An 8,798-nucleotide genomic window follows, 5' to 3' on the forward strand; every position below is an offset into this window, starting at 1 on the left:
AATTACGAAACATTGGAGGAATGAACATGTTAAAATCATACCGAGCTGTGCTCGTTAGTTTATCATTATTACTTGTTTTTGTTTTATCTGGTTGCAGTAATGCAGCCCCAATTGATGCACATAGTGCGGGAATTTGGGATCATTATTTCGTGTATCCAATCTCGTTTATGATTCAATTTGTTGCTCATCATATACCAGGAGCTAGCTTCGGGATTGCTATCATTATTATGACGCTCGTTATTCGTTCAGCAATGATTCCATTAGCTATTTCGCAATATCGTAGCCAAGCGAAAATGAAAAAAATGCAACCTGAATTGCAGAAGCTCAAGAAAAAATACGGTGATGTAGGCAAAGATCTTGAAAAACAAAAGCAGTATCAAAAAGAAATGTCAGAACTAATGAAATCAGGGGGTTGGAATCCACTTGCTGGTTGCTGGCCACTATTAATACAAATGCCGATTTTCTCTGCTTTGTATTATGCGATTAGCCGAACAGAAGAGATTCGCACATCTTCATTTTTATGGGTGAACTTAGGACATGCAGATCCGTATCACATATTACCAATTCTTGCAGCGCTAACGACATTTATTCAGATGAAAGTTTTCCAATCTAATATTACACCTGGAGAACAAGTACAGATGCTGAAAATGCAGCAAATTATGATGCCGGCAATGATTCTATTTATGGGATTTGCGGCGCCATCAGGACTTGTGTTGTACTGGATAACGGGTAATTTATTTACAATGACACAAACAATTGTATTAAGAAGGATAATGGAACGTGAAGAATTACAATTACAAAAAGCTTAGAAAAACGCCGCTCGGGATGAGCGGCGTTTTTTTTTGTTAAGTCGTTAAGGAAATGTTAAGAAACCAACATTACTATAGGCATTGTATACGAAAGTGTACATGCTTTAGAACTATGAAGGAGGAAATTTCCTATGAAGAAGAAAACAGTTGGGTATTTAGCGATTGCAGGTGCTTTATCATTCGGAATTATTGGAGGAGTCGGTATTCCGGCATTTGCGGCAACGAATACTCCAGCAGCTGAGCAGTCTACAAAAACGGCGAAAAAAGATTTAGATGACGCCACAAAACAAAAAGTAAAAACGATTATGGACGATACAAAGAAACAGTTAGAGGAACTAGGTGTAAAGCTTCCGGAGAAAGAGAAACGTAAAGACATGTTCGCAGGATTAGATGAGCAAACGAAAGAAAAAGCGAAGTCAATTTTAGAGCAAGAGAAATCTGGTAAATTAACACGTGAACAAGCAAAAGAAGAATTAACGAAGTTAGGCGTGAAAATGCCAGAGAAGGGTAAGCATGGTGATATGTTTGCTAACTTGGATGAGGCAACAAAAGAAAAAGCGAAATCAATTTTAGAGCAAGAGAAATCTGGGAAACTAACACGTGAACAAGCAAAAGAAGAATTAACAAAACTAGGTGTGAAATTCCCTGAGAAAGGTAAGCGTAAAGACATGCTTGCTGACTTAGATGAAACAACAAAAGAAAAGGCAAAGTCTATTTTTGAACAAGAAAAATCCGGGAAATTAACTCGTGAACAAGCAAAAGAAGAATTAGCAAAGCTAGGTGTGAAATTCCCTGAGAAAGGTAAGCGTAAAGACATGCTTGCTGACTTAGATGAAGCAACAAAAGAAAAAGCAAAGTCTATTTTTGAACAAGAAAAATCCGGGAAATTAACTCATGAGCAAGCAAAAGAAGAATTAACGAAGCTAGGTGTGAAACTTCCAGAGAAAGAGAAACATGAAGACATTTTTGCGGGATTAGATGAGGAAACGAAAGAAAAAGCGAAATCAATTTTAGAGAATGAAAAGAAACAATTAGAGGCATTGAATGTGGATCTTCCGCATCATAAAGTGAAACTTTAATCAGTGATGTATTTCCACTGATTATTAGCCCTCACCAATCGGGCTTTTACGGGCAGTTAATATTCCAACTTCATCCTTGTATTCGCTGGATTTTAAGGTGGAAGTTTTACTGCCCGTTAATGAGGGGTAAATTTTTTATGAAAAATGAAGATAAATAATTGAACTATGTCGTATCTTTCGTGTGGGCAACCGAAAGGTACGTGCGAGGACCGATTTCTGTCAGCAGAAATCGGTCCCTTTTAATGATTCGTTGAAATTTTTTTCATTGTTAGTATGTATCCAAAGACACAGTAGAAGATTGCAAAACCGATAAACACCTCTGTGTATTGATACTTACCTAACACGTAGAAGGAAACAGCTGGTATAATAGCTACCGTTAAAATGCTATAACTAGGATACTTGTGCCTGTACATGATAGCGAATAGAACAGAAAGAAATGTAGCGATGATACAAAAAACAGCAATCATTATTCGTGCACCTCCTAGATGGATCATACCATTTTTAGGGAATTAGAGAAGTGTCGTATCTTCTGTTATAATATAAGAAGAGAAATATTTCTTATGTTATATAAAAAAATATATTGATTTTTTCTAACAATTCAATATAATGAACAATAACTACAAAATTCGACATCAAGAAGTGATGATGAGGACACGATCGATTTTTTACGATTCTCAGAGAGGGAAGCCTTTGGCTGTGAGCTTCCTAATACGGAAAAATGGATTACCACCTCTGAACTGCAGCAGTGAACGGATACCTAGTAATTGCTTGCCGGCAAAAACCGTTATTTAGACTTGAGAAATTGGTGAAGTGTGTTACTTTACGAATTGAAACAAGGGTGGAACCACGAATACAACACTCGTCCCTTTTTTAGGGAGGAGTGTTTTTTTATTTCATTTTTGCATCACACTAGAATTGGAAGGAGGATACGCAGCATGCATCATGATGAGAAGAATAAAATTGGTTTAACAGTAGCACTTTCTATCGTAGTAGGAACGATTATAGGATCTGGTGTGTTTATGAAACCAGGGAGCGTATTAGATTACTCGGGGAGTTCTAATATGGCTATTCTTGCTTGGGTAATTGGTGGTCTGTTGACGCTAGCGAGTGGTTTAACAGTAGCTGAAATTGGAGCGCAAATCCCGAAAAATGGTGGGTTGTATACGTATTTAGAGGAGATCTACGGAAGTTTTTGGGGATATTTATCAGGCTGGATGCAAACGATTGTTTATGGACCAGCTATTATTGGAACATTAGGCTTGTACTTTAGTTCTTTAATGATTAATTTTTTCTATTTAGATAAAGTATGGAATTTACCAATCGCAATTGGAACAGTTGTGTTCCTTGGCGTTGTAAATAGTATGGGAACAAAATATGGAGGTATCGTCCAAACGGTTACGACAATTGGGAAGATGATTCCAATCGTTTTAATTGTTGTGTTAGGTTTTTGGAAAGGGAATAGTGATATCTTTAACGTAGTTGTGCCGATATCAGAAAATCAAAGTATCGGTATGGCAATTTTAGCAACGTTATTTGCTTATGACGGCTGGATTCTACTTGCTTCGATTGGTGGAGAGATGAAAAATCCAACAAAGTTATTACCGAAAGCGATGACGGTTGGTATTTTAATTGTAACGGCTGCTTACGTATCAATTAACTTAGCGTTACTAAATGTATTACCAGCAACACAAATTGTAGACCTTGGAGAAAATGCTACAGCGACAGCTGCGGGCATGTTACTTGGAGAATATGGCGGAAAAATTATTAGTATCGGTATTATCGTTTCTATTTTCGGTTGTTTAAATGGAAAGATTTTAACGTTCCCACGTATCCCGATGTCGATGGCAGAACGTGGACAACTGCCATTTTCTAAGTTTATCGCAAAGGAAAGTCCAAGATTTAAAACACCCGCAAATGCAATAACTGTTGAAATCATTTTAGGAATTATTTTAATGATTATTAGTGATCCGAATAAGCTATCTGAGATTTCCGTATTCATTATTTATATTTTCTATGTAATGACGTTTATTGGTGTCTTCATTTTAAGAAAGCGTAATAAGAATAAAGAGCGTGCATACAGTGTACCGTTATTTCCAATCGTACCAATCGTTGCGATTTTAGGTTCGTTCTTTGTAATCGGTAGTGCGATTATTAATGATCCGGTAAGTTGTTTCTTATCAATTGGAATTGTCTTTACTGGACTTCCGGTGTATTGGTATTTAAATAAGAAGAACAAAACGGAAGTGTCATGATTGAAGGGTAGGCGTATAATACGCCTACCTTTTTTACTGTAAAAAAATTGTACTTGCATCCACTTTCTATTTTGGTTACTATAATAGTAGTAACCAAAATAGAAAGCGTGGGGAAAGACTTGAATTTTCGTGTGTATATTTTAGCTATCGCGGCTTTCGTAGTCGGAACGGTTGAGCTAATTATAGGAGGAACGCTCGATTTAGTTGCCAATGATTTAGGCGTATCTATTAGTGCAGCTGGTCAGCTGATAACAATATTTTCAGTAGTATTTGCTTTATCGGGTCCGGTTTTATTAGCTTTAACCGGGAAGTTTGAAAGAAAGAAATTGTATATTGGGGCATTATCGATTTTCTTAATCGGAAATATCATTTCAGCATGTAGTGTGAATTACGGGATGTTAATGTTCTCAAGGGTTATTTGTGCAGCGAGTGGCTCGCTTATTATTGCACTGTCAGTAACACTTGCTTCTAGCGTTGTAGAACCACATTTTCGTGCGCGTGCAATTGGAATCATTTTCATGGGGATTAGTGGGTCACTTGTACTTGGGGTACCACTTGGTCTTGTACTTGGAAATGCATATGGATGGCGTGCACCATTTGTATTAATTTCGGTATTAACAGTTATGGCAATTGCTTGTATTTCATTATTTTTAACGAAAGTACCACCGACATCAGTGTTATCGATAAGAGAGCAAATCGCTACGTTAAAAGATAAAAAAATCGTCAGTGCACAGTTAACGTCATTTTTATTTTTAACGGGTCATTTAACACTATATGCATATTTAACACCTTTCTTAAAAGATATCATGCATGTTGAAGCGAATTGGATTAGTGTATTTTACTTCATTTTCGGAATCGCAGCAGTAATTGGAGGCGGCTTCGGAGGCTGGCTTGCGGATAAATGGGGATCAAAGAAAAGCATTATCTCAATTATTATCATATTTGCGTTTGCGATCTTCCTATTGCCAATGATGACATTCTCATTCCCACTGTTCATTATTATGATGGGACTTTGGAGTATGCTGAGCTGGGCTATTTCGCCAGCACAACAAAATTATTTAATTGAAATTGCACCAGAATCGGCTGGTATTCAGCAAAGTTTAAATAATTCTGCCCTTCACTTAGGAATTGCGCTCGGTTCAACAGTAGGCGGAGTTGTTATTGAAAAATCATCTGTTATATATAATGCTTGGGTAGGAGGCGGCTTTATTATACTAGCGCTGCTTTGTGCGATTTTCTCGATTACGAGAGGACGTTCTACTCAGTTCGCGAAAGAAGAATCTATCGTTTGATAGGTTCTTTTTTTATTTGTAAAATTTTGCAGGTTTTAGTGGGTATATGGAGAAAGTTGTATGTAGCGAGGTGATGGAGAAATGATGTTTAACTTCTCGATATTCGGTGTAATACTTGCACTATTACCGATAGTTGTAGTTGTTTTTGTATTAGGATGGATTCGTTGCATCTATCAAAACTCTGAGAAGCAAGTGGAGCAAAATGAGAAAATCATTGAGCTGTTGATGGAGATAAAGGAAAAAGATAAGTAATATGTATTCGTTTGAAATTTGTTTCTCGTAAGTTAAAAAGGCACTTATAAAGTGTCTTTTTTATTATGTTTGAAAATTGAAAACATGTAATATTTATTTGTCAATAGTAGCAGGAGAGCAAACAATTTTAAAGTTGCTTATTACTGTGAAACTTTCTCAACAATTCGACAAGATACTACAAAAAAACCACCTATTCTCTTTTTTTTACTATAAGTACAATGAAACAGTAAGATTGCTTCATGTAGAAATTTATATATGGTGGTGGAGAGAATGAAACGAAAGATGGTAGGAAAATGGTTTAGTTTTTTAAGTGCTCTTATTATTTTGTTAGGAATTGCAATGCCACAAGTAAAGGCAGAAGTAATGAACAGAGAAACATATAAAATGGATTGGAGCTATAGTAATTCGAAACAGCGTGAAATAAAGACAGAAATAATTAAAACGGCTTCGGGTAGTATTGCGTATTGTTTAACGCCTGATTTACGTTCACCCAATGGGGACGATTTGCCTGAGATGGGGAAAACATCTGATGCCGTATATCGTATTTTATTAAATGGATATCCTCAAAAAAGCCCATCTGAATTAGGTGTAGCGACAACGGAAGAAGCGCATTATGCTACACAATTAGCAGTATGGATTGCAGCAAATGAATTAACGGAAGAAGATTTAGTTGCAAAAAATGAACGTGTACATAATCTTATGAAGCGTTTAGTAGAGGCTTCAAAAAAAGAAACTGGATCACAAGATGTATTCTTTAAAGTTAATCCTGTAGATCCACAAACTGCTACACAAAAAGGAGATTATTTAGAAACAGGATTTTATGCAGTACAAACAAATGCGGTATCTGGCTCTTATACAATTCTTCCTGAAAATGCTCCTAAAGGGCTTCGAATTGTAAATGAAAATGGAGAAGAGAAAAGCATATTATCAATTAACGAAAAATTCAAAATCTTAATCCCGAAAGATACGAGTAGTGGTAATTTTAAAATGAAAGTGAAGTCTACGTTAACAAATTTACAAGCGATAGCTTTTAAAGGGTCAGAAAAAGTTCAAAATACAACGGTATTGTTACAAAGAAATAGTGAGAAAATCAGTACAGATTTAGTTGTAAATTGGGAATCAGTAGGCTCTTTAAAGATTATGAAATTAGGAGAAAAAAAGGAATTATTAAAAGGAGCGGTGTTTGAAGTTTCTAATGAAAACTTTAAACAAAATGTTACCACTAATGATAAGGGGATTGCGGAGTTAGGTAATCTTCCAATCGGTATATATAGTGTCAAAGAAATTCAAGCGCCAGCTGGATATGTGTTAGACGGAAGTGTTAAAAAAATTGAAGTGAAAACTGGTGAAACAGCTGTATTAGAGCTGAAAAATGAAAATGTAAAAGGTGAATTAGAAATAACGAAAGTAGATGTAGCGGATGGAAATACGAAGTTATCGAATACAGAATTTACAATCTACAACGAACAAGGGAAAGAAGTAGTAAAAGGGAAAACGGATGAAAAAGGTGTAGCGAAATTCAAACTACCATACGGAAAGTACACGTATAAAGAAACAATCGCGCCAAATGGATATGTAATAAACGAAGAGACGTTCGCATTTGAAATAAAAGAGAATGGAGAAATTATTAAACATATCGTTCAAGATAAGAAGGTAGAAGGCGAGTTAGAAATAACGAAAGTAGATGTAGCGGATGGGAATACGAAGTTACCAAATGCAGAATTTACAATCTACAACGAACAAGGGAAAGAAGTAGTAAAAGGGAAAACGGATGAAAAAGGTGTAGCGAAATTTAAACTACCATACGGAAAGTACACGTATAAAGAAACAATCGCGCCAAATGGATATGTAATAAATGAAGAGACGTTCGCATTTGAAATAAAAGAGGACGGAGAAATTATTAAACATATTGTGAAAAATAAGAAAGAAGAAAAGGCATCGCTTCCTTCTAAGCCAAATAAGCCAACACCGAATGGGGAAGTGAAACCTTCTGCTGATGTGAAGCCGGTACAACAAGCTAATATTCATAATGAAGTGAGTTTGCCAGCTACTGGCGGCGTCGGCAATGAATTTACGGCTTTATTCGTTTTAGGAATTGGTTTTATTATTGCTGGTGCTTATGTGTTAAGGATGAAAAATAGAAAAGAAATGTAGAAAAAAAACGCCTTGTAATAAGGGCGTTTTTTTAGTATCTCAACTTCATCAACAAACTCTTAATTTCCTCATCTTCCATAAATAGATCATGGTGTTTCTGGGTAATCTTTGCAAGTGCAACGTCATGATAGAAAAATTCTGTAAAGAACTTCACGAAAGGTTGTGACATTGTTTTCATTGCTTGCCATGACTCTTGCTCTACACCAGCAAATAAAATTTCACGGTCGTCAACGATGAGCAGTAAGTATCGCTCTAGCGCGTTAGGCTCTTCGGCTGGGATTAGAAAATGCATGTTTTCTAAGTCTGTTTCTACTTTTCCAACGATAAGGGACTCGGTTTTGACGCCTTGTTTTGCCTTTTCTTCTAATAAAGGAAGATATTCTAAAAGGGTATCATTCCAAGCTGAAATGCGAATTGATTCTTTTGCACTTTCGATGAGTTCTTTACTTTGAACTCGAATAGAAGATTGCATTTTTAAGCTCCACACACGGTCATCTGTAAATGATTTTTTTGATATATTCGTTTCCAATTCTTCAATATTTGATTGAAACTCTGTCGTTAATTTTTCAATTGCTAGCTTGAGTGGTAATGCTGTATACAGCTTTTTCTTTTCTGAAACAGAATCCATTACCATTCCTTTATCGATTAGGCGTGCAAGCACTTCATATATTTTGGCTTTTGGAACACCAGAATGCTTCACAATCGTTGTAGCATCTAATGGTTCGTTGCTCGATACGACAACTTCGTAAGCTTGGCTTTCATATTGTGAGAAACCGAATTTTTGTAACATAGTTCCCTCCGAACGAATGAGATTGTATAGCTTAAGGATAATGAACTATTTGTTTTTACACAAGTGGTTGTAAGTTTTCTACTCAGATTGGGAGGAGAATTAATTTCAATTTTTTAATTTTATCCATTATACTTAATATAGTGATTAATACGATTACAATACAACATGAA

The 8,798-nt window shown here is 35.9% G+C and carries 8 protein-coding genes and 1 other annotated feature; of the genes, 6 read left to right on the forward strand and 2 right to left on the reverse strand.

Annotation, left to right across the window (positions count from 1 at the left end; genetic code table 11):
• The first annotated feature begins 26 nt into the window (after positions 1 to 26).
• Together yidC and ACXY7N_RS27865 are read left to right on the forward strand one after the other, a co-directional pair.
• Complete coding sequence (yidC, locus tag ACXY7N_RS27860; RefSeq protein WP_016085669.1) at positions 27 to 809, forward strand: membrane protein insertase YidC; 783 nt, start codon at positions 27 to 29, stop codon at positions 807 to 809.
• A gap of 131 nt (positions 810 to 940) precedes the next feature.
• Positions 941 to 1,888, forward strand: coding sequence for a hypothetical protein (locus ACXY7N_RS27865; RefSeq protein ID WP_016085670.1), 948 nt, complete (start codon positions 941 to 943; stop codon positions 1,886 to 1,888).
• A 239-nt stretch (positions 1,889 to 2,127) separates the two neighbouring features.
• Here the strand turns inward: ACXY7N_RS27865 and ACXY7N_RS27870 are convergent, their stop codons facing one another.
• Positions 2,128 to 2,355, reverse strand: coding sequence for a hypothetical protein (locus ACXY7N_RS27870; RefSeq protein WP_016135963.1), 228 nt, complete (start codon positions 2,353 to 2,355; stop codon positions 2,128 to 2,130).
• 166 nt (positions 2,356 to 2,521) lie between these two features.
• Positions 2,522 to 2,758 (forward strand) — a binding site (T-box leader).
• A 65-nt stretch (positions 2,759 to 2,823) separates the two neighbouring features.
• Here ACXY7N_RS27870 and ACXY7N_RS27875 point away from each other — a divergent pair.
• The 4 genes from ACXY7N_RS27875 (at position 2,824) to ACXY7N_RS27890 (ending at position 7,838) form a co-directional block, all read left to right on the forward strand.
• A complete protein-coding gene (locus ACXY7N_RS27875) occupies positions 2,824 to 4,140 on the forward strand; it encodes an APC family permease (RefSeq protein WP_016085672.1) in 1,317 nt (438 codons plus the stop codon).
• A 47-nt stretch (positions 4,141 to 4,187) separates the two neighbouring features.
• Positions 4,188 to 5,432, forward strand: a complete 1,245-nt coding sequence (locus ACXY7N_RS27880) for an MFS transporter (RefSeq protein WP_098405043.1) — start codon at positions 4,188 to 4,190, stop codon at positions 5,430 to 5,432.
• A gap of 81 nt (positions 5,433 to 5,513) precedes the next feature.
• Positions 5,514 to 5,684, forward strand: coding sequence for a hypothetical protein (locus tag ACXY7N_RS27885; protein ID WP_016085674.1), 171 nt, complete (start codon positions 5,514 to 5,516; stop codon positions 5,682 to 5,684).
• A 270-nt stretch (positions 5,685 to 5,954) separates the two neighbouring features.
• Positions 5,955 to 7,838, forward strand: a complete 1,884-nt coding sequence (locus tag ACXY7N_RS27890; protein ID WP_488592813.1) for a SpaA isopeptide-forming pilin-related protein — start codon at positions 5,955 to 5,957, stop codon at positions 7,836 to 7,838.
• Between the two features lie 31 nt (positions 7,839 to 7,869).
• Here ACXY7N_RS27890 and ACXY7N_RS27895 read toward each other — a convergent pair whose 3' ends face one another.
• Positions 7,870 to 8,628 carry a TrmB family transcriptional regulator gene (locus ACXY7N_RS27895; RefSeq protein ID WP_016085676.1) on the reverse strand — a complete coding sequence of 253 codons (759 nt, stop codon included), beginning with the start codon at positions 8,626 to 8,628 and terminating at the stop codon, positions 7,870 to 7,872.
• Positions 8,629 to 8,798 lie beyond the last annotated feature (170 nt).

Source organism: Bacillus sp. 5w2 (assembly GCF_054353775.1).